Below are 21,112 nucleotides of genomic sequence, written 5' to 3'. Positions count from 1 at the left end.
TCAAGCAAAACTAAATTGAAGATTTGTTCAGCCCCAGAAACCTGTTAAAGATTTGTCAGGTCGAGCATATTCCTGAAGAGGACACATTTGATCATGACCACAACCTTGCCCTAATGGAGCCTTTAATAATCAGACGCGTTGTTAGCTAGAACCAGCCTGGAAGATAACCTTTCGAAACTCTGGGCAAAGAGTAAAGAACATTACTTCTATTATTTAGATTTTTCTCATCGAATCAATTAAACAGCCACCGGTGCACTAGCTTGGTGTAGCGAGGCATTATCATATACACCATGAGAATAACGACTGTTCCGCTAATAAATAATGTATCGAGATAGCGATCTTGCGAAAGGCCCAAAAACCGAAGAAGCGGTACGACAAGTAACGGCACCACAAGCACCAGCGGATAAATTGCCGACCAGGTTACAATGGCCTGTTTCCAACGAACAGGCACTTTCGCCCTGGCCCCATCCGGCGTGAACCAAAAGTCGAGACCACTTTTTATGAAAAAATCGTCATCTTTGGCAAGGATAGGCTTGACCTTTTCTATCAAACGCTTTCGGTGATCGGAGTCCATCCAATCCTGCAGGTGATTACGTGTATCAAAGCGGATAATAACGGTATATGTCGCAGTGAGACCAAGGATGGGACGAATAATATGCCAATCAAGGTGACCTGCTGAGCTTCTGCACAGAGGGCCGATTTCGTTCAGCCAATCCTCGTATTGCGATTCCCTGCCTGCGCGGATTCGATGGGTAATTACAGCGGTGGCGCCATTATTTACCTGATCCAGTTTTTCAATATTCTTGCTCAAAGTGTGACCACCATTGCACAGACACGATATCATGCTGCTTCTCATACCCGAAGTGTGCCAAGCCGGCCTTGATGCTGAGAATACGTCGAACCCGTCCATTATACCAGACGCCGCAAGACGTGGCACCGGTGAACTCTCATGGTATTCCTTTTGAGGGCTTTGTGGAAAATGAAATTATTGTGGTTATCATGACACAAGATTCAATTGAATTTGAATAGCAATTTTTAAAGATCAGAAAATATTCAAGTGTTTCTACAATTGAATGCACTTATTGTGATATGAAAGTCGAGATTTGGAATGATGAAAGCGTGCAAATTGTCAAAATGGTGGCAATGTTAAAAAAATAAGACACACAGGCACGAAAATTTGGTGAGTAGAGATCGTAAATAATAAGTAGCGCCGGACCACCGATTGAGGAACTTTTGCTACGCTGCCACTCCACAAAAGCCTCTCAAGCGGGCCGTTGTACGAACCAAACGGACCATGGCACGAGGATTCTCAGCAATACCTTAGTGCGCTGCCAACCATCGTAGGTTCGTCAGGAAACGCGCTCTGGAGGCCACAAATATGAAGACCAGTTTCAGAACAAAGAGGACGACAGTCCTCCTAGCCACCTTTCTCTTGGCGGCGTCACTGGTTATGGCGCAGGACAAACATAACGGAGACGCTATCGAGTCACGCTTTGCAGATGTCGACGGTTTGAGGCTGCACTATCTTACTGCCGGTAAAGGCCCCGCGGTGATTCTTTTGCATGGCTACACACAAACGAGTCGAATGTGGCGCCCCCTCTTTCCAAGGCTCACCGACAAGTTCACCGCTATCGCGCCGGATCTGCCCGGCATTGGAGAATCCGACATTCCCAAGGACGGCTTCGATATGAAGACAGCAGCCATTCGCGTCCATGCCCTTGTGAAGTCGCTCGGCGTCACCAAAGCCCGAATCGTCGGGCACGACATCGGCCTGATGGTCGCGTACGCATATGCTGCGCAGTTCCCAGCCGAAGTCGAGAAGCTCGTGGTGATGGATGCTTTCCTACCAGGGGTACCGGGCTGGGAGCTCGCGTACAACAACCCGAACATGTGGCACTTCCGCTTCAATGGTCCGACGCCGGAGGCTCTGGTACAGGGTCGGGAGCCTATCTACTTCGACTACTTCTGGAACGACCTGGCGGCTGACAAGACACACTCACTTCCCGTGATCGACCGCGACGCCTATGTCGCCGCCTATTCCCGTCCGGGCCGCATGCACGCAGGGTGGGCCTATTTCGCCGCATGGCCGGATACGGCACTGCGCTTTGCCGAGATGGCTCAGGCCCAATTGACCATGCCCGTCCTGTCGATCGCCGGCGAAAAGGCGAGCGCGGCCATCCTCGGCCCGCAGATGAAGCGGGTGGCGACCGACGTGACGGTTGTCGAGCTGCAGGGCACCGGACATTGGCTTATGGAAGAGCGTCCCCAAGAGACCATGGATGCCCTGTGCAACTTCCTCTGAAGCGGTCGTTTTCGCTGAGGGCTCTGAAGGAGATTGCCTAGTGCCAGCATAAGACTCCAGTAATGTCCCCGCCCAACGATAACATGCAGCTGACGGCGCTTCGCGCCGCAGCTGATGTGGGTCGTGCGTCGATGATTCTTGACAGGTCCATTTCCTATCAAATCCTGAACAACAACTGGCCATAGATATTTAGAGAAAGTGTTCGATGGTCACTTCGAAAGATGGGATAGGCAACGTGGTTGATAGTAACTGACGATCAGTCTGTATCAGGCTTAAACCGTATAGCTCAACCCGGGCGGTTGTATTTCATGCGCACGGAATCCATCTCTATAAAAACAAACAGGGAGTTTTACCTCGCAGATCGCCCAGGAGGGTTGAATCAAAACAACGGCAAGTGGGTGTAGATCACACCGGCACTGACCAAGGTCTTTCTTTTTGATACCATGCAGAATAAAAATATCTAATCCGAAAGTGCTGCAGGACAGTTTTTTGATACTTTGAATGTTTAAGGTTCTAAAACCTGTTATCTTTAATCATAAAAATAATTATCTATACTCATGTTGCGTACCGAGGTACGCAGTGTTATAATGTAAGGAGAGATAAAAGTGGCAAGATTGGCAAAACCACCGCGTGTTATTGTCTTTGCCGATAAAGATGGCAAGGAACCTTTCACAGAGTGGCTTTATGGATTGAAAGACGTTATGGGGCGCAAGCGCATCCTTGTTCGTATTACACGCCTAGAGCAGGGAAACTTTGGCGACTGTGAACCGGTTGGTGAGGGTGTTAGCGAATTACGAATGTTCTTTGGGGCTGGCTATCGGGTTTATTTCGGGGAAGATGCAGAAAACATTGTTGTCCTGCTCTGTGGCGGCGACAAAGGGAGCCAGGCACAAGACATCAAAAAAGCAAAAGCCTATTGGCGGGAGTATTTAAATAATGAAAAATTATAGAACCTTCAATGCTGTTGAAGAATCGTATTTTCGAGACCATCCGGAAGAGATCGACGACTATATCAAACTCATTTTCGAAGCCTATGCCGAGGACAGTAACACAGGGGCGCTGCTCTCTTCACTGCGCGTCTTAAGCCGTGTAAAAGGCGTGACCAAAATAGCTGAAGAATCAGGATTAAGCCGAAAAGGTGTACAAAAAGCTCTTTCCGAAAACGGCAACCCTGCGCTTTCCAGTATCAACGCCATTATGCACGCCATGGGCTATCGGTTGTCACCGCAAAAATTGAATGCCTAGAACACAACGCTTAAGCCCACCAATTCCGACAAGATCCTCCTTATACTTGCGGGCGAAATCGCTGAAACCGAATAGCCCAGAGTGATTCATTGTCGGAAATGACACGGAAATCTATTAGTTGCAGCGGCGAGAGGTGAGCTACATTCTCTTTTTAAGTCGGATTTTTATGTCAGGCAGCATGCAAGATACTAACTGAAACATGAAATGATCTGTCAAGTCGCTGTCTTCCCACACTGTTAAGAAAGTACTATCTTGCATCCGGTTTGATTGAAATGGAGTAACTTCTTCCTCGATGATCGCGGAAAAACTCCTGTCTGTAACGGATTCATTCGGTTATGATCGAGTGAAAACCAATAAACTCCAGCAAAATATATCCTGAGGAAAAAAAATGTCGCAGGTAAAACTTAGAGGTAGCTGTTTATGCGGTGTTGTAAAATACGAAGTGGCCGGAGATCTTCAGCGTTTTTATCACTGCCACTGTTCACGATGCAGGAAGTCTTCAGGAACAGGACATGCTTCCAATCTGATAATGACAAACGCAACGCTCGTGTTTACTCATGGAGAATCGCTACTCAAACGATTTAAAGTGCCTGATGCTTTACGGTTTTCCCGACAATTCTGTACTGAATGTGGTAGTCCGGTTGCACGATTTGTTCCTGAATTGAACGCAGTGGTGATCCCTGCAGGCTCATCGGATGACACTATCCCTATCAAACCTCAAGCACGCATATACTGGGACTCGCGCACGGAATGGACGTGTGACGGAGATACGTTACCGAGATTCCCTGAAGGTCCTCCGCCCTCCTGAACTGCTTCCAACGTGGTGTACCAAAGGATAGAGGGAAATAGATAAAACGGTAACATATTAAAAAGAGAACGGATTTAATATAAATAGCAAAATAATGCACTGGATAAACTGCTGATTTTTACGTTATGTGGCCTTGCTGCTCGGCCTGGGTGCATGAACGATGACCGACACGATATTTTGGCGCAGGTTAGACCTTCCGGGCCATGAGACCGGAAAACTAAGTCCGCGGGATGGAGGCTGGGAACTGTCCGGGACAGCGCAATTCACATACGAGCGGCATCCTTGCAAGCTCGACTACCTTGTGATCGCTGATTCTGGCTGGCGGACGACCTCAGCTCAGGTGGCGGGAGCGGTCGGGGACCGAGAGATCGATCTTGGTGTATCCGTCGATTCGGAACGGAGATGGTTCCTGAACGGAGTGGAGTGCGCTGTCGTCGCAGGCTGCATAGACATTGATCTAGGATTCAGCCCGTCTACGAACCTCCTCCCAATCCGGCGACTTTCGTTGGCAGTTGGAGAGCGTGCGGAGGTGAGAGCAGCGTGGCTTCCTTTCCCCTCATTCACGTTCGAGCTTCTTCAGCAAGTGTACCGGCGCGTGGGAAAGAGCACGTATCGGTATGAGTCGGGCGACGGTACCTTCGTGCGAATGATCGAGGTGAACGTGGTGGGATTTGTGACAAGCTACCCGGATCTGTGGAAGACAGAGGGATAAAAATAGGAGCCACGTCTTGAAATGACACATTTATCTATATTTTCAAAGTCAAGATAGCTCCTGATCTATAAATCTTATCCAAATTCCAATAAGAAATTCTACCGGGCATTTTTGCTGGTCACGTCGGGGGAAGTGTCAGGCAGCGTGAAAGATACTAACTGATGATCGGTTGTGAGGCAACACACCCGATCCAACAACAGTATCGAGTAATCTCCGACCGAAGATTTGCACTGCCAACCATAGGGGTCTTGTGTAGATGGTCTGGTTAAGGTTCTTCCTGATGCCCATTCACCGCAAATGATCACCAATTGCATTTTTATGGTATCACTACCTGTGGGCCATTGCCGCTTTTTCTCAAATATACAGGAGGTGCACCATGAGTATAAAATATACCTCATCCAAGGTTTCTTGAATCTAGTAGCCAAACTCCAGCTGGACTATTCAATGTTTAATCGTAATCTTGCCAAAATGCTGACCACTAGAAAGGTGTTCTAGCGCATGGTGAATCTCATCAAACGCAAAAGTTCGATCAATTGCGGGGTGAAGCCTGTGATGGGCAATTGCCTTGGCCATATTGGAGAAATCATCGCGGTTTCCGACGGTGATTCCTTGCAATCGAACATGGCGAGTCACAATAGGTCCGAGTGGTATGTCCATCTTTCCCCCAGCAAGCACACCGATCAAACTTATCGTTCCCCCAGTTCGGATAGCGCGAAGGGATTGAGGCAAAGTACCCTGTCCACCGACCTCGACAATATGGTCAACGCCATCTCCTCCCGCAATTTCGCGAACTCGTTTGCCCCACTCCGGGATGCTCCGATAGTTAAGGGTTTCATCGACGCCCATTACACGTACTTTCGACAATTTATCGTCACTGGATGAAATTAGAATCACAGAAGCTCCAAGTATTTTTGCAAACTGCAAGGCAAAGAGCGAAACACCACCCGTACCCTGGACTAATACTTTATCACCGGGCTTGACACCACCTTCCGTCACCAACGCTCGCCATGCGGTCACTGCTGCAGTGGGAAGAGAAGAAGCTTCCAGGTCATCCAAGTGGGCTGGAGCAAGCGCTACACCTCCTTCGGGGAGCACCATAAACTCAGCCATCGTTCCATCCATTTCACATCCCAAGCTGAGCAAAAGTTTCTTCTTATTAGGCTCTCCTCCACCTATCCAACTTTGGAAGAAAAGCGGGCAAACACGGTCTCCAACCCTTAGATGCTTGACCCCCTCGCCCAGGGATTCGACAATACCAACACCATCGCTCAGCATGATCAACGGCAGGGTTTTCATCCTTGATCCATAACCACGCTCAGGAACAATTAGGTCTCGGTAATTCAGGGCTGATGCTTTCATTTTTATACGTATTTCTCCTGGACCAGGTAGGGGATCCGGCCGCGAGCCTATACGCGCATTTTCCATAGACCAGTTATCTTCGACCTGAAACACTCTCATCTTATCCTCCTGTTTTAGCTGATGTCTTAGACATATAAAGTGGTCCTGGAAAATTGTACAAGTCTTTAAGTGAAAAATCCGTTCCCGAATAACTTTAAAGATGGGCCGACAAGAGGGACAAACAATGATTCCAAAATGATTTCAACCCTGCAAGATTTCCATTGGCAAGTCTTGGTGAGAGCCCCCCCCTGCATAGATCGAGCTTCTTCCTGAGCTTCTAACAAGGAGCACCTTTCAACTTTTTTGAAAAGAAAGAGTTCTGATCACACGGCCATGCTTGAATTTATCTGTACGGAGGTCATTATTTTCCTTCAAAAAAACCTTAAACAATACCCCATCCACAATCGACTGTCCTTTTTGGCAAGGTAATTTGTAGCCAAGACTGTTTTGTGCAACCCAGCGTGCTGCTGTCAAATGAGAATCACTACGTCAAGTTTGTAACAGAATTTGTTGACGGACTTGTCCGACAAGGTTTATTACAACAGATAAAGTCAGATCTACCATCAGTGAAGATTTGATACGAATAATCCTTGTGAAGAAGGAGAGATAGCAAAAATGCATTGGCTAGATAAGATACCTTTTTCCTTACTTGTAATTCTGTCGTTAACTTTAGGGTTTGCTCCATTTACACCTGTACCGCATCTCATCGAAAAAATAGTGATGCTCGTCAGTGGCAACCTGAATAAGCCTATCGATATATTTGATTTAATTATGCACGCAAGCCCAATAGCACTTCTTGTTATGAAAATGGGACGCAGTATCTTTCGCTAGTACTCATCCAATCAATACTACTGCTGTTTTCCGGAGGTGATGATCTTTTCTTTTCGCCGTCTCTTCGAGGAATTTTGTAGGCGCAATCTGCGAGTAGACAGAATTGAGGCCAAAGCTATCGAACCGACCCTATACCAGCAAATTTTGAGCAGAAGTATTCCTTGAAGGTCTTAAAATTTGCTACATAAGAAACTGGATTCTCATAACTGCTGAGCACAGTCGCAGAATACTGTTTTAAATTAAACAAGATCGTTGAACAACCATTGGACCTTACAATTGGCAAGTTAAAAGAAGTGTCTGTCAGGGCGATTTGATGTTTTTCCTGACAAGCTAGATCTTCCCGTTTCAATGGAATTGCCCAGAAATGGAGTAACCGCAAACGAGAGCTTACCAAAGATAATGTAAAATCGAATTGTCAGATGAGATTAAAACTTGATACTGGAATCTTTCAGATTAAGTTCAGGTTTCTACACCTGATGAGCCTCATTCTTTCTTATTGTCCGCACTTCGGTCAACCTCTTGGGCTTGAAACTCAAGCCCTTTCTTTTGTCAATGTATGGTGTAAATGGATATAATTTCTTACTTTTGCTTCTTTTAGCACAATCTAAAAGCAATTGTGCCTCTTCCTTGGAAAGAAAACGAGTACGATTATTTCTTATTCGGGGTTTGCTTACCTCCAGAACCGGATTTTCCAAAGGCAATCCCCATTCACGGCGAGCGATATTAAATAAATGCGAAAGTAAAGCAAATTCCTTTTGAATCGTAGCGGGAGCAACTACTCTCAACCGCGCATCTCTATTGATAGCCAGACAATATCGGCCCATTCGCATCTCTTTTTCGATATCGGCCGCCCAGTTCTTCGCTTCACCCTTTGTATCAAAGGTTCTTGCTATTGGATCAAAACCTTGTACCCGTACCGTTGCCGTATAGGTTGTCCTCTTTTTCCCTTTACGGGCCTGAATGCGCGCCATGACAGCCACCTCCAGCATCTTATTTGAGATATTTTTGTTCCATTTTTGTTCCACTTTAATGTCAATTAATCCAAAGAGAAAGCAGGAAACAGCAGTGAGAAATGGAACAGGCCCAAATAAAAAAGGGCTTAATCAGTTAATAATACTGATTAAGCCCTTGAATTTACTGGTGCCGGGACCAGGAATCGAACCAGGGACACACGGATTTTCAGTCCGTTGCTCTACCGACTGAGCTATCCCGGCACCTCATATGGAGAGGGTTATTTACCCGACTTCGATATCAGTGTCAACCAATTTTCTAGTCTTTTTTCTTAATGTCGTTCTATTAAACATCTTTATGAATCGACAGGCCACCAAGATCAAGATCAAAATCCAGATCCAGGTCCAGATCCAGGTCTTCTTTTTTTTCTCCAGTATCCAGGTCGCTTTCTGCCAGCGTATTGGCAAAATCAAGTTCATCAAGGGATAATACATTTTTTTCCGCTACAGCCGGGGTCTTTTTCTCAGTATCATCAAGACCATCCAGACCCAGATCAAAACTCAGATCATCCAGATCCAGGTCTGAGAAATCAGGATCAGCCGGCGCTCCGGAAAACTCCGCATCTTTCTCGATGCTTTTTGCAGGAGGTGCAAGATCGGACATATCGGACAATGCCGGCGGGATGTCAATTTTCAGAGAATCTCGCTTTGCCTGCTCCTGTTCACTTTCATCTTCCCCGAAGATATCCGCCTGCTCGTCGGTATCTTCAAACTGACTGAAATCAATTTCAATCTCGCCATCATCCTGTTCTTTTACGTCCGAAAATGCCACGCCAGCCGGCTTATCTCCTGTGAAATTAATTTCACCCTCTTCTTCAGCGTCACCTTCTTCGACCAGAATCGCCAGCTCATCGTCGACATACTCATCGTCGGCAATGAAAGGTCTCTCATCGGAAAGTCCCATCTCTGCCGATGGATCCTCTCTCTGTTCGCGATTAAACTTGAGAAAGGTCGGTGCCTCAATATTATAGGTGGAACCAAACAGCCCAGCAGATATCGTTTCGATATTTTTATTACAATTACGACATTTGTCCAGATGATCAAAGGAGATGTATCCACATTTCGGGCAACGCATGCTCTAGTACCTCTTTGTATAACTTGCCGGCAAGTAACTAAGAAAATCCATTCTTTGGCTCCGGCTTATTTCCCTATTATGGGGGGTTAAATTGTTTCAATTTCCAAACAGGCTATAACAGTATCATTCGAGTATCGCATATTTCCACTACAATAATCAAGAAATTATCCGCAGGAAAACTGCATGCCATCGGCTGGCTGTTTGCGGGATGTTCCAACGACAAAGCAGAGAAAATCCAACTCTTTTCAGAACGACCAATCCATACCGATATCGCAGGCGGGGGCAGAATGAGTCAAGGCACCAATGGAGATAATATCGACACCGGTCCCCGCAATCGATTCAACCGTCTCAAGATTGACGTTCCCGGACGCCTCCACCAGAGCACGCCCATTGATCATCTTCACTGCCCTGGTCATCATGTCCGGACTCATATTGTCAAGCATGATGATATCCACGCCACATGTCAGACACTCTTCCACCTGGTCAAGGCTGTCCGTTTCCACTTCCACCCGAATGGTATGCGGAATCTTCCCCCGCACCCTGTCAACCGCCTCCCGGATACTGCCGCAGGCCGCGATATGGTTATCTTTTATCAGAACCCCATCGGCGAGGTTGAATCGATGATTGGCACCCCCCCCAGCCCGCACAGCGTATTTTTCAAGAACCCGCAGGCCCGGCGTGGTTTTTCGCGTATCGGTGATACGCACCGAAGTCCCCTTGACCTTATCGACAAAACGGGCGGTGAGTGTCGCAATCCCTGACAACCGCTGCAGCAGATTGAGCGCCACCCGCTCGGCTTTCAACAGGTCGATGACCGGACCGCTGACGGTGAGCAGCTCCATCATCGGTCTGGACCTGGTACCATCGGCTACCGCGTCAATGGCAAGAATCGACGGGTTCTGGACCTTGAATACCTCGGCGGCAACAGTCGTTGCCCCGGCAACAATGAAAGAATCGCGCGCGACGAGCCGGGCGCTGCCGTGGTCAAACTCAGAAAATATTGACTCACTGGTGAGATCGCCCCTGCCCACATCCTCACGAAGGAACTCTCTGATCATGCCATGAAGAAGATTTTTATCCATTCCCTATTCCATTCTTGTTTTATAATCCCGCCGAAAAGTGCGGCCCCCTCCCATCGGCGGGGGCATATGCTCCTACGCGCGATAATCTTCTTGCGAAACGCACAGGATACTTTAAGAAAAAACCACTAATCCCGCCCAACTGCTTTGCGGGATTTTTTTTAATACTCGCTTGACGGGTACTCCTTTCAGTCCCCGTGCTGTGCGGGGATAAGCTCCTTCACGAAATACTTCTCTTGTAAAGAGCACAAGAGAAGTATTTCTAAGTCGCTAAATTTTTCAGACGCTCTTCAGCTTCCACTATCTTCGCCATTTTGGCATCGAGTTCCGCCTTCTTCTCCTGTTCTTTGGCGACAACTTCATCCGGGGCATTGGCGAGAAACTTCTTGTTCGACAGCTTGCCGTTGACCTGGTCGAGCTTGGCCTCGACTTTTTTCCGCTCCCGCATCAGCTTGGCGAGTTCACTTTCGACATCAACCAGCCCCTTGAGCGGTACGAAAATTTCTATATCGTTATAAATATAGGTCGCGGCATCGGCCGGCTTCTCCGCCTGCTGCCGGATGGTCAGGCTCTGCAGTCTCGTCATATCGGTAATAGCCGCGGTAAATCGAGTGATACAGTCAGCCTTTTGCGGGTCGGCACAAATCACGAGGGCGTCAATTTTCATTGAAGGATGCACATCAGCCTCGGCGCGGATATTTCTTATGCCGGTGATAATCCCCATCAGCATTTCCATCTGAACAACCGCTTCAGGGTTGAGCCAGCTCTCTTCTTTTTCCGGAAAGGCGCTGGTGGCAAGCAGCTGTCTTTTGCCGGGCAATACCGACCATATTTCTTCAGAGACAAAGGGGGTAACCGGATGGATAAGTTTCACAATCGTCTCCAGAACGACCAGCAAAGTACCCTGGGCCTGACGCTTGGCCACCGGATCATTACTGAACAGATCGGCTTTAATCCACTCAAGGTACCAGTCACAAAACTCATGCCAGATAAACTGATAGTTGACCGAGGCAACGTCGTTAAACCGATACTCTTCAAGAGCCAGCCGCACCTCGGCGATAGCCGTCGCAGTCCGACTGAGAATCCACTGGTGCACCAAGGGCAGTTTTTCCGGATGATGCACCACATCTTTTATCGACTCGTCGCAGTCACTGACATGCATCAAGGCAAAACGGGCGGCATTCCAGATTTTATTGATAAAGTGGCGATAGCCCTCAATCCGCTCTTCGTCAAGTTTGATTTCTCTACCCTGGGCGGCAAATGCAGTCAGGGTGAAACGCATGGCATCCGTGCCGTATTCCCGCATCACAACCAGCGGATCGATAACGTTGCCGGTCGACTTGGACATCTTTTTGCCGAACTTATCCCGTACCAGGGCGTGCAGATAGACATCCTTAAAGGGCACTTCGTCCATAAAATGCAGCCCCATCATCATCATCCTGGCTACCCAGAAAAAGAGGATGTCAAAACTGGTGATGAGTACCGAGGTCGGGTAAAAGATCGCCAATTCCTTGGTGTTCTCAGGCCAGCCCATGGTGGAAAATGGCCAGAGCGCCGAAGAAAACCAGGTATCGAGCACATCCGTCTCTCTGGTAAGCTTCGTCGATGCACATTTCGGGCAGACCGTCGGATCTTCGGACTCAACTATCAACTCCCCACAGGCATCACAGGTCCAGGCGGGAATACGATGGCCCCACCAGATCTGCCGGGAAATACACCAGTCACGAATATTATCCATCCAGCTGTAAAAGGTGTTGTACCAGGTTTTGGGATAGATGTTTATCCGTCCGTCTTTAACCGCCGCCACCGCCTTTTCGGCAAGAGGCTTGACCGACACGAACCACTGTACCGAGGTGGTCGGCTCGCTGACCGTTTTACAGCGATAGCAGTGGCCGACTGCGTGGTCGTAGTCTTCTATTTTTTCAAGAAAGCCGAGACGGTCCAGATCTTCGACTACTTTTTTACGGCAGGCAAAACGATCCAGCCCGCAGTACTCCCCGGCAGCCGCATTCATCACCCCGCTGTCGTCCATGACCTTCAAGCGGGCCAGTGAATGGCGCAGACCGATTTCATAATCATCCCGGTCGTGAGAGGGAGTCACTTTCAGCGCGCCCGTACCGAATTCCCGGTCAACATGCTCATCAAAAACCACCGGAATGGTTCTGTTGGTCAACGGCAGCTTAATCCCTATTTTACCCAGATGCCGATATCGTTCATCATCCGGATGCACCGCCACCCCGGTATCGCCCAGCATCGTTTCCGGTCTGGTGGTCGCAACGACGACGGAACCGGAGCCGTCGGCATAGGGATAGCGAATATGATACAGCTTGCCTTTGGCATCCTCGTGCTCCACCTCGTCATCAGACAGCGCCGTACGGCAACGCGGGCACCAGTTGACAATATAATCACCCTTGTAGATAAGCCCTTCCTTAAAGAGCCGGACAAAGACTTCCCGAACCGCCAGGGAAAGCCCTTCGTCCATGGTAAATCGCTCCCGCTCCCAGTCACAGGAGGCGCCAAGCTTCTGCAATTGATTGATGATCGTGCCGCCCTTTTCTGTGCGCCACTCCCAGACTTTGTCGATAAAGGCATCCCGGCCGAGATCGTCCCTGGTTTTGCCCTCGCCGGCAAGCTGACGTTCAACAACATTCTGGGTGGCAATACCGGCATGATCGGTTCCCGGCACCCACAGGGTGTTGTCACCGCACATGCGATGATAACGGGTCAGGATATCCTGCAAGGTATTGTTTAAGGCATGGCCGACATGCAGCACGCCGGTAACGTTTGGCGGGGGAATAACTATTGAAAAGGCCGGTTTGCCTGGTTCCATTTTGGCGGCAAAACTTGCCGATTCCTGCCACTTGCTCAGCCACTTTTCTTCTATTTCGGCAAATTCATAGCCTTTACTCAACAGTTCTTCGTTCTTAGTCATATTGCACAATCGGTTATTATTGATTTATTTATTGTATACTGCGCCACAATGGCGCACCATTTCTGAGATTAACTACGAAGGCGTCAGAATTCAACAGTTTTTCCAGACGAGGCGAAAGAGGTTACTTCGCGCTCCAGGGTTCAGGGAGAAAAATATACTTATAGATGGACAGGGCATAGCGATCGGTCATCCCGGCCACATAATCGCAAACCGCACGATGGACCTTTTTCTCATCCGACCAGGTCTCTTCGTCGATGGTCGTCTCCCACTTGTTGTTTCTGAGCCGTACTATGCCGTTTTCCATGAAATAGTTGTAAAGATGGGAGATGATGCGCTGTGCTTTGATGAACTCATTATGGACTTTATAATAGGTATAGACATTGTCGTAGAGAAATGTACGCAGATCGTTAATGGCTTCAAGCACCCCGTCACTGATATGCAGATCACCGTCGTCAGCCGCCAGAGTTTCAACGATCAGGTCACGGACCATCGAGCCGATACGTTTTGAATGCCGTTCGCCAACAGCTTCTTTGATTCTGGCGGGGAGGTCGCCTTCGATCAAGATTCCCGCTCTTAAGGCATCGTCCAGATCATGATTGACGTAGGCAATTATATCAGCCAATCGGACCACCTGGCCTTCAAGAGTCACCGCGCATTCGGATTTGTCCTTTGGCAGGATATCGGCACGCCCCTTGGAGTGGCGGACAATGCCATTACGCACCTCAAAGGTGAGATTCAGGCCTTTGCCGTTATTTTCCAGAAAATCAACGACCCGCAGACTATGCACATAATGCCGAAAACCACTGGGATGCAGTTCATTGAGGGTCACTTCCCCGGCGTGGCCAAAAGGAGTATGCCCGAGATCGTGGCCGAGAGCGATAGCTTCCGTCAACGGTTCGTTCAGGCAAAGGGCTGAGGCAATGGTCCTGGCGATCTGGGAAACCTCGAGTACGTGCGTCAATCTCGTGCGATAGTGATCCCCGGTTGGGGCGAGAAACACCTGCGTCTTATGCTTGAGACGGCGAAAGGTCTTGGAATGGGTTATTCGGTCCCGGTCACGCTGAAAGGGCAGACGTATGTCGGACATCACCTCTTCTTCTTCAAGATGTCGACCGGAGGAATTTTTGTTGAGTGCGGCAAACGGCGAGAGGATTTTTTCTTCCCGATCCTCCAGCTGCTTTTTTATCGATTTCCCAATGACCGGTACGAAAGACATAAGCTCACTCTGGTGACCGTGTTAATCCACCATGGGTAAAACTTTGTGCTGCCTCACCCACGACTTACCTAAAACATCTCATCGATGTTAAACCATGACCGGCCCGTGATTTCAATGCTTTTCAAACAATATCATGCTGTTCAAATTTAAACCGGCAACAAGTGTCCTCCTTCCAGGGGTAAAATAACAGCTGTCAGTTTCCAGACGGTTATTTTCCACCAGAACGGTTGACAAGCCGGTAAAAAGTAAGAACTTCTATTGCGTAGAAATTGCTGTGCAATATGTTTTTTGATTACCACGCTCGTGCAGCACAGAAGGTCCGGAGGGATATGAGCTTTAGTGGTAATCATTATCTGTTTTGACGAGTTTATTGTTCCCCATGCTGTTAAATTATTTCTCAAGGAGACCCAAATGGCCAAGATCACTCTCAAAGGCAATGCAATTGAAACAGTCGGATCGCTCCCTGCCATCGGCTCGGCAGCGCCGGATTTCACCCTGGTTAAAACCGATCTCTCGGAAACAAGCCTGAAGGATTATCGAGGGAAAAACGTCGTCCTCAACATCTTCCCGTCTATCGATACCGGTGTCTGCGCAGCCTCCGCCCGCAAATTCAACAGTGAAGCGAGCAGCCATGCCAATTCGGTTGTACTTTGCATTTCAGCCGATCTCCCCTTTGCCTTTAAAAGATTCTGCGAGGCGGAAGGACTGGACAAGGTTATCCCTTTGTCGGTTTTCCGGGCTGCAGACTTCGGCAAAAACTATGGCCAGACCATTACCACCGGCCCGCTTGCCGGAATTCTTGCCAGGGCGGTAGTGGTTATCGATCCGCAAGGAAAGGTGAAATATACCGAACAGGTTCCGGAAATAGGTCAGGAGCCTGATTACCAGGCGGCACTGCAATCTCTTGCCGCATAACCTGAAAAAAACAATGACCCCGAGAAGCAAATGGGATGAACGGTACAGTGAAGCCGGTTATGCCTACGGCACCGAGCCAAACGATTTTCTGGCGGCATCCCTGAAGCAACTGCCACCGGCCGGAAAAGTCTTATGCCTTGGCGACGGAGAAGGCAGAAACAGTGTCTTCCTCGCCCGGCAGGGCTATACGGTTACGGCGGTGGACTACTCGACCCTCGGTCTGCAGAAGGCCCAAAGGCTTGCTGCAGACCGAGGGGTGACAATCACCACCCATGTCGCCGACCTGGCCGAATACCAACTCCTGCCCGACACCTACAATGCAGTCATTTCCATTTTCTGTCATCTTCCGCCCCCTGTCCGCCGGCAGGTGCATGGCCAGATACCGTCAAGCCTGAAAAAAAACGGCGTCTTCCTTCTCGAAGGATATACCCCCCGCCAGCTCAATCATGGGACGGGGGGGCCTCCCGTAAAAGAGCTATTACTGGAAATAATCGATCTGAAAAAAGAGCTGGCGCAGCTGCAGATCACCCATCTGCTCGAAGTAGAACGGGAGATACACGAAGGACGGTTGCACACCGGCCTCGGTGCAGTTGCCCAGCTCATTGCCGTAAAAATGTAGTGCTGACAAAGGAGAAAACCTTGAAACAATATTGCTATTATGAGAGTTCCATAGGTAAACTGCTGCTTGCCGGTGCTGATGGCGTGCTGGAAGAACTGCACTTCCCCAATACAGTGGAACAATTACAGATCCCTGAAGACTGGCAATACGATGAGGAATGTTTCCAACAGGCTCTCCAGCAGCTCGCCGAATATTTTAGTGGCAGCCGTCAGCAGTTTGATTTAAAAATTGCCCCAGAAGGGACAGTGTTTCAGAAAAGCGTGTGGCAGGAACTGTGCAGAATTCCCTTTGGCCAGACCGCGAGCTATGGCGAGATTGCCAAACGGATCGGGAATCCCAAGGCATGTCGGGCGGTCGGCCTGGCCAACGCCAAAAATCCCCTGCCGATAATAGTTCCCTGTCACCGGGTCATCGGTAAAGATGGATCTCTTACCGGTTTTGGTGGTGGTCTGAAGATAAAAAAACAGCTCCTTGACCTTGAGGCCTGACCCTCTGCACGCGCAATCCTATACGCCGTGAAAAGATTCTGGAATATTCAGCATGCATATATTAACCACCCTTGGAATTGCCGTGGCGCTGGCAATGGATGCCTTTGCCGTGGCCATAGCCACCGGAGTCAACTTAAAACAGGTCAGCGTGCGCCAGACTTTCCGGTTATCCTGGCATTTCGGTCTTTTCCAGGCCCTGATGCCGGTTATCGGCTGGGGCCTCGGCGCCTCAATTGAAACCTATGTGGCCGCCTATGCCCACTGGGTGGCCTTCATCATGCTTGCCCTGGTCGGCTCCAATATGCTCAAAGAGGCGATCCTGGCTGATGAGGAGGAGGATCAGACCAAACCTGTCAAGGATGCAACGAAGGGTATGACCATGGTGATGCTCTCCGTTGCCACCAGCATTGACGCCCTGGCGGTCGGCCTGTCCATGTCGATGCTGCGGGTGTCTATCGCCTATCCGGCCATGATCATCGGCATGGTTGCCGGACTTTTTACCATTGTCGGACTGCACTTAGGCAAGCGGGTCGCCCGCCTGACCTGGCTCTCCACCTGGGCCGAGATAACAGGCGGTCTGGTTCTCTGGGCTATCGGGTTGAATATTCTTCGAGAAAACGATGTCTTTGCCATTCTTTTTTGATGGCGTCGCGAAATAACCGCCTGCAGCAATATATGGTGCACTTTTGCGTGGCAGCACCCAACATCCATTTGACCTCTTCCTTTCTATGTTTATTATGTCAGCTGATTGAATTATCCTTTTTTGTTCTGCCACGCCGAGCGTGGCAGAACAGCGCATCCGATCATCAATTCCAAACAGGGGAAATATCCATGAAAGATACAATCACTGCGGTACGGGGAATGGAGATACTCGATTCCCGGGGCAACCCGACTGTACGGGTATTTGTAGAACTGAGTGATGGCACCCAGGCCGCTGCGTCTGTCCCTTCAGGAGCCAGTACCGGCGAAAACGAAGCCATTGAATTGCGCGATGGCGATCAGACCAGATATCTCGGCAAAGGAGTGCTAAAAGCGGTAAAAAATGTCAATACCGTGATCAGCCCGGCGCTGATTGGTATGTCGGCGACCGAGCAGCTGGCGGTGGATCACAAAATGATCGACCTTGATGGAACTGACAATAAATCAAAACTGGGGGCCAACGCAATTCTTGGCGTATCCATGGCGGTTGCCCGCGCTGCCTCGCAATCAATCGGAATACCGCTCTATCGATACCTTGGAGGAACAGGGGCGAGAAGAATTCCGGTGCCGGCGATGAATATTATCAACGGCGGCGCCCATGCCGACAACAGCGTTGACATCCAGGAGTTTATGGCTGTTCCGGTCGGTGCGCCATCTTTTGGCGAAGGCCTCAGATATATCGCAGAGACTTTTCATGTCCTGAAAAAAATATTAAAAAGTCGTGGCCTGGCAACCAGTGTCGGTGACGAGGGCGGTTTTGCGCCAAATCTTGAGAGTAATGACGCGGTCATGGATATTATCATGGAGGCTATCGAAAAAGCTGGCTACACTCCGGGAAAGGATATCTCCATTGCCCTCGACAGTGCCGCAAGTTCTTTTTCCACCGACCTCACCAGCGCCTACGACCTCACCAAATCGGGGGCTGGCAAAATGACCTCGGCAGACCTGATTGCCATGGGCGTTAAATGGGTAGACAAATACCCGATCGTCTCCTGGGAAGACCCTCTGGCGGAAAACGATTGGCAGGGCTTTAAACAGTTCACCGAGCAGGTCGGCCACAAGATCGATATCGTCGGGGACGATATCTTCGTCACCAACACCAAATACATTGCCAGGGGCATCAAAGAAAAAACCGCCAACTCGGTGCTGATCAAACTCAACCAGATCGGCACAGTTTCCGAGAGTATCGATGCCGTGCGGATGTGCCGTGACGCCGGATGGCACTATTTTATTTCCCATCGTTCGGGCGAAACCGAAGACACCTTCCTCGCCGACTTCGCCGTGGCCATGGACGGTGGCCAGTTAAAAACCGGCTCGGCCTCCCGGAGCGAGCGTATCGCCAAATACAACCGACTGCTGGAAATCGAACATGATCTTGGCGGCTCCGCCCTGTATTACTGGTAATACTACCCTGACCACAGAGGAGAACATGCCGGGACCGGAGAGAAAGACTCCCGCCCCGGTCATACTTATGCAACCAATTGGAATCATTCACACTCCGTTTAACACGCTAGAAGATATGCCGATTCAGCCGAAAGGGGCTGAGGGGATAACAGGCACCGTCGAACTGGAAGAACAGTACCTTGCAGGCCTGGCAGACCTGGACGGATTCAGCCATATCTACCTGCTCTATACGTTTCATATGGCGAAACGAACAGCCCTGACGGTGACTCCTTTCATGGACACCAGTCCGAGGGGGGTTTTTGCGACCAGATCCCCTCTACGACCCAACCATATCGGCATATCCATTGTCAAACTTGTTGGTGTTGAAAAAAACATTATCACTGTTCAGGGGATTGATGTTCTCAATGGATCGCCCCTGCTCGACATCAAACCGTATATCGCTGCTTTTGATGCGGTACAGAACAGTCGTTCCGGCTGGATGCAAGGTTCGGCCGAGGACGTGAGCCGCAAACGTTCCGACGCACGTTTTGTTGGATGACAGAGAAGCGGGAAAACATATTTATAAAAAAATATCCTGGTGAACATTGACAGGAGTTTTAATCACATACAGAGTATGCTACTCTGGTACTGTTTTTTACCCGGCTTTCGTCCCATTTTCCGGGCTTATCTGAAATGGGAAAAAACTACCAAGGAGTCAGCACATGACCGATGCACCAAAGGAAAAACCCGATCCACAACGCGTGGCGATTTTACGATCCCTCCCTCTTGAGGTAAAACAACAGATAAGCGGCGAGGAGGCAGAGGCGTTTATGTATAATCGTGAACTTCCCGAATCACTTCTGGAAAAACTCAAGGATTACCTTGTCGAGGAATAGCTTCATTATTTTTACGTGCAGTTCAAATCAAGAATCATGCAAAAGGAGAAATACATGACTGAAGAAAAACATCCACCATGTCCGACATGTCAAGGAAAAAAAGTTATAGAGGGTGTCTGTGAGTCAGCCTCGGAATGGAGTGGCACCCAGGACGAGGATGGTATGCAATGCACTCCCGATCAAGTGTGTCCAACCTGCAAAGGTAAAGGATATGAAGAATAAGTTCGCGTAAAAAAAAGACCCGATTAGCTATTACCGGCAATCGGCAATACTAATCGGGTCAGCAGGTGTATCGCTTCTTGAAGAAGTCCTCGTTTAATTCCTGGTGGATGGCAAACAAAGCATCCATTTCATGAAGTCCCGGGTATTCAGTAAGTATGTTACCGCATCCCCTGTAGAGCCAATCGTTTCGACCCCGCTTCCCGCCAAAATCAGCAGCTCGTCATGCACCATTACAGCTCGCTGCATAAAAAGAATAATGACCCTCTTCTTCCACATTAAAAAAAATGGTACCACCTCAACTCAACGAAACAACGCAGAAAAGCCTGACATAAACTGACATTTACACAAAAGCGGATTGACTACGAGAGGAGCAGTAAATATTTTTTTATTCAGAGGCAGAGAAAAGAGAACCAGATTGATGACCTGCTCAATATAGATCCACTTGCCAGTGCCGGTTACTCTATGGTACTTTTCGAGGGCTTCAAACAAATTACCATCGAGCAGCAGTAAAAAATTGGTCGCCAAGAGAGTCGAAACGATTGTCACCGCCAAGCAGCACAATCACCAGCCACAGGAGAACTACATGCGCGCCCACATCCTGCAACATGTTCCCTTTGAAGAGCCGGGCAGTATTGCACCCTGGCTCAAATCAGCACATTACCAGATAACCGCGACAAGGTTTTATCGGTCGGCATCGTTGCCGAATCCGAGGGATATTGACCTGCTTATAGCCCTGGGCGGCCCCATGAGTGTCAATGACGAAGAACGATTCCCCTGGCTGCGCATCGAAAAGGAACTCATCAGACAGACCATCAAGGCCGGCAAGCCGGTACTTGGCATCTGCCTTGGCGCCCAACTCATTGCCAGTGCACTTGGCGAATCGGTCTACCCTAATCGGCGCAAGGAGATCGGCTGGTTTCCGGTGCAGGGTCTTGCGCACGAAGATGCGTCAATCTTTAGCTTCCCACCTTCGGTGGACGTATTCCACTGGCATGGCGAGACTTTCGATCTGCCTGATGAAGCCGTACTTCTGGCAAGAAGCGAGGCCTGCGAAAACCAGGCATTTCAAGTGGGGCGCAGAGTTATCGGCCTGCAATTTCACCTGGAAACAACCCCGGAAACGGCCCAGGCAATAGTGACCCACTGCCGGCAGGAAATTCTGCCGTCAAAATTCGTCCAGCCCGAGGCGCTGATACTCGACCAGCCCCCGGAGAAGTATCAGACAATCAACAGGTTGATGACCGACATACTCAATTTCTTGACCAAGAAATAAAACCATCAC

Annotated in this window: 23 protein-coding genes and 1 tRNA gene; 16 read left to right on the top strand and 8 right to left on the bottom strand. The window is 49.2% G+C overall.

Features of this window, described 5'->3' with window-relative positions:
• Positions 1-232 precede the first annotated feature (232 nt).
• Complete coding sequence (locus tag FCL47_RS13645) at positions 233-844, bottom strand: antibiotic biosynthesis monooxygenase (RefSeq protein ID WP_136814067.1); 612 nt, start codon at positions 842-844, stop codon at positions 233-235.
• Between the two features lie 534 nt (positions 845-1,378).
• Between FCL47_RS13645 and FCL47_RS13640 the strand changes: the two genes are divergently transcribed.
• The 6 genes from FCL47_RS13640 to FCL47_RS13620 all read left to right on the top strand — a co-directional run bounded on the left by FCL47_RS13640 (position 1,379) and on the right by FCL47_RS13620 (position 5,067).
• On the top strand, positions 1,379-2,302 hold the full coding sequence (locus FCL47_RS13640) for an alpha/beta fold hydrolase (protein WP_205747316.1): 924 nt from the start codon (positions 1,379-1,381) through the stop codon (positions 2,300-2,302).
• Between the two features lie 62 nt (positions 2,303-2,364).
• Positions 2,365-2,487, top strand: a complete 123-nt coding sequence (locus tag FCL47_RS25330; protein ID WP_255580690.1) for a hypothetical protein — start codon at positions 2,365-2,367, stop codon at positions 2,485-2,487.
• Between the two features lie 420 nt (positions 2,488-2,907).
• The gene (locus tag FCL47_RS13635) at positions 2,908-3,252 is read left to right on the top strand and encodes a type II toxin-antitoxin system RelE/ParE family toxin (RefSeq protein WP_073617069.1); all 345 of its coding nucleotides are present in this window, start codon (positions 2,908-2,910) and stop codon (positions 3,250-3,252) included.
• Entirely contained in the window at positions 3,239-3,547 is a 309-nt protein-coding gene (locus tag FCL47_RS13630) for an addiction module antidote protein (protein WP_136814066.1), read from the top strand. Before FCL47_RS13635 ends, FCL47_RS13630 begins: the two co-directional genes overlap by 14 nt.
• 388 nt (positions 3,548-3,935) lie before the next feature.
• Positions 3,936-4,355 carry a GFA family protein gene (locus FCL47_RS25660; protein ID WP_136814065.1) on the top strand — a complete coding sequence of 140 codons (420 nt, stop codon included), beginning with the start codon at positions 3,936-3,938 and terminating at the stop codon, positions 4,353-4,355.
• 160 nt (positions 4,356-4,515) lie between these two features.
• On the top strand, positions 4,516-5,067 hold the full coding sequence (locus tag FCL47_RS13620; protein WP_136814064.1) for a putative glycolipid-binding domain-containing protein: 552 nt from the start codon (positions 4,516-4,518) through the stop codon (positions 5,065-5,067).
• A 441-nt stretch (positions 5,068-5,508) separates the two neighbouring features.
• Here the strand turns inward: FCL47_RS13620 and FCL47_RS13615 are convergent, their stop codons facing one another.
• A complete protein-coding gene (locus FCL47_RS13615) occupies positions 5,509-6,525 on the bottom strand; it encodes an NAD(P)-dependent alcohol dehydrogenase (RefSeq protein ID WP_136814063.1) in 1,017 nt (338 codons plus the stop codon).
• Positions 6,526-7,080: 555 nt separating this feature from the next.
• On the opposite strand from FCL47_RS13615, the gene FCL47_RS13610 reads away from it, so the two are divergent.
• Entirely contained in the window at positions 7,081-7,296 is a 216-nt protein-coding gene (locus FCL47_RS13610; protein ID WP_136814062.1) for an RND transporter, read from the top strand.
• A 467-nt stretch (positions 7,297-7,763) separates the two neighbouring features.
• Here FCL47_RS13610 and FCL47_RS13605 read toward each other — a convergent pair whose 3' ends face one another.
• From FCL47_RS13605 to FCL47_RS13580, 6 genes are all read right to left on the bottom strand, one after another.
• Complete coding sequence (locus FCL47_RS13605) at positions 7,764-8,321, bottom strand: hypothetical protein (protein ID WP_136814061.1); 558 nt, start codon at positions 8,319-8,321, stop codon at positions 7,764-7,766.
• Positions 8,322-8,434: 113 nt separating this feature from the next.
• A tRNA-Phe gene (locus tag FCL47_RS13600) sits at positions 8,435-8,510 on the bottom strand.
• A gap of 82 nt (positions 8,511-8,592) precedes the next feature.
• The gene (locus FCL47_RS13595; RefSeq protein WP_136814060.1) at positions 8,593-9,381 is read right to left on the bottom strand and encodes a hypothetical protein; all 789 of its coding nucleotides are present in this window, start codon (positions 9,379-9,381) and stop codon (positions 8,593-8,595) included.
• 245 nt (positions 9,382-9,626) lie between these two features.
• Complete coding sequence (gene nadC / locus FCL47_RS13590) at positions 9,627-10,463, bottom strand: carboxylating nicotinate-nucleotide diphosphorylase (RefSeq protein WP_136814059.1); 837 nt, start codon at positions 10,461-10,463, stop codon at positions 9,627-9,629.
• Between the two features lie 259 nt (positions 10,464-10,722).
• Positions 10,723-13,392 (bottom strand): valine--tRNA ligase, encoded by a 2,670-nt coding sequence (locus FCL47_RS13585; protein ID WP_136814058.1) that lies wholly within the window; start codon positions 13,390-13,392, stop codon positions 10,723-10,725.
• 121 nt (positions 13,393-13,513) lie between these two features.
• The gene (locus FCL47_RS13580; protein ID WP_136814057.1) at positions 13,514-14,608 is read right to left on the bottom strand and encodes a deoxyguanosinetriphosphate triphosphohydrolase; all 1,095 of its coding nucleotides are present in this window, start codon (positions 14,606-14,608) and stop codon (positions 13,514-13,516) included.
• Between the two features lie 411 nt (positions 14,609-15,019).
• On the opposite strand from FCL47_RS13580, the gene tpx reads away from it, so the two are divergent.
• The 9 genes from tpx to FCL47_RS13540 all read left to right on the top strand — a co-directional run bounded on the left by tpx (position 15,020) and on the right by FCL47_RS13540 (position 21,103).
• The gene (tpx, locus tag FCL47_RS13575; RefSeq protein WP_136814056.1) at positions 15,020-15,523 is read left to right on the top strand and encodes a thiol peroxidase; all 504 of its coding nucleotides are present in this window, start codon (positions 15,020-15,022) and stop codon (positions 15,521-15,523) included.
• A 13-nt stretch (positions 15,524-15,536) separates the two neighbouring features.
• Positions 15,537-16,142 carry a cyclopropane-fatty-acyl-phospholipid synthase family protein gene (locus FCL47_RS13570; protein WP_136814055.1) on the top strand — a complete coding sequence of 202 codons (606 nt, stop codon included), beginning with the start codon at positions 15,537-15,539 and terminating at the stop codon, positions 16,140-16,142.
• 20 nt (positions 16,143-16,162) lie between these two features.
• Complete coding sequence (locus FCL47_RS25440) at positions 16,163-16,630, top strand: methylated-DNA--[protein]-cysteine S-methyltransferase (protein ID WP_304992079.1); 468 nt, start codon at positions 16,163-16,165, stop codon at positions 16,628-16,630.
• A gap of 52 nt (positions 16,631-16,682) precedes the next feature.
• On the top strand, positions 16,683-17,273 hold the full coding sequence (locus FCL47_RS13560) for a manganese efflux pump MntP family protein (RefSeq protein WP_136814053.1): 591 nt from the start codon (positions 16,683-16,685) through the stop codon (positions 17,271-17,273).
• A 188-nt stretch (positions 17,274-17,461) separates the two neighbouring features.
• Positions 17,462-18,733, top strand: a complete 1,272-nt coding sequence (gene eno / locus FCL47_RS13555; protein ID WP_136814052.1) for a phosphopyruvate hydratase — start codon at positions 17,462-17,464, stop codon at positions 18,731-18,733.
• Positions 18,699-19,271, top strand: a complete 573-nt coding sequence (tsaA, locus tag FCL47_RS13550) for a tRNA (N6-threonylcarbamoyladenosine(37)-N6)-methyltransferase TrmO (protein ID WP_240744241.1) — start codon at positions 18,699-18,701, stop codon at positions 19,269-19,271. The genes eno and tsaA overlap by 35 nt, the downstream gene beginning before the upstream one ends.
• A gap of 163 nt (positions 19,272-19,434) precedes the next feature.
• The gene (locus FCL47_RS24565) at positions 19,435-19,608 is read left to right on the top strand and encodes a hypothetical protein (RefSeq protein WP_167496487.1); all 174 of its coding nucleotides are present in this window, start codon (positions 19,435-19,437) and stop codon (positions 19,606-19,608) included.
• 54 nt (positions 19,609-19,662) lie between these two features.
• A complete protein-coding gene (locus FCL47_RS13545; protein ID WP_136814051.1) occupies positions 19,663-19,830 on the top strand; it encodes an ankyrin in 168 nt (55 codons plus the stop codon).
• Positions 19,831-20,413: 583 nt separating this feature from the next.
• The gene (locus FCL47_RS13540; protein WP_136814160.1) at positions 20,414-21,103 is read left to right on the top strand and encodes a type 1 glutamine amidotransferase; all 690 of its coding nucleotides are present in this window, start codon (positions 20,414-20,416) and stop codon (positions 21,101-21,103) included.
• Positions 21,104-21,112 lie beyond the last annotated feature (9 nt).

Origin of the sequence: Desulfopila sp. IMCC35006, from assembly GCF_005116645.1 — a bacterium.
Classification (GTDB): Bacteria; Desulfobacterota; Desulfobulbia; order Desulfobulbales; family Desulfocapsaceae; genus Desulforhopalus_A.
Note: the sequence above shows the minus strand (reverse complement) of the source record. Positions and strands in the feature narration are given on the sequence as shown.